Source organism: Streptomyces sp. CO7, assembly GCF_053474865.1.
In genome coordinates, this window is the sequence record NZ_JBRIOU010000092.1 from 1 (window position 1) to 467 (window position 467).

Genomic DNA, 467 nt, shown 5'->3' on the forward strand with positions numbered 1-467 from the left:
CCCTAGGACTGACAGCAACAAGAGGCTTACGAGAATCGAAGCGGAGCATGGAGTCGCGAATACGCATCTCATGGAAGCGGCCTCAATGCCTTGCGATATAACGCGATCATCTTCACCTTGCTGGACAAGCACGCCCGCAGCTACTGATACTGGGCTATTCTCCCGCCAAACAAAACAACCAACGCGTTCAGCGGACATTTTACACACGTCGGCACCATTCTTCTGCTGCCAAAAAGGCACATTGCAGGAGCTGGAGCTTGAAACTTCTCCTTCTTTGACCGACCGTGTCCCTGTTTATGCTAGTTCGAAACACGCCATGTCCCTCCAATATTCGCTCGAGATTCCCGCACCTCGAGTCGCATATAACAAGGAGAACCACTTCTGCGCCATCATCCTGCCTCAGGCTGTCTGGACACATCCAGCAATAATGGAGGCCATGATTGCCCTAGCTACACTCAGTGCCTCTC

The 467-nt window shown here is 52.5% G+C and carries 1 protein-coding gene; it reads left to right on the plus strand.

Translation table 11 applies throughout. The annotated features are described in order from the left end of the window. Window positions 1–241: 241 nt before the first annotated feature. A partial coding sequence (locus tag ACOV8S_RS31260; protein WP_448321858.1) for a hypothetical protein occupies window positions 242–467 on the plus strand: 226 nt, incomplete at its 3' end.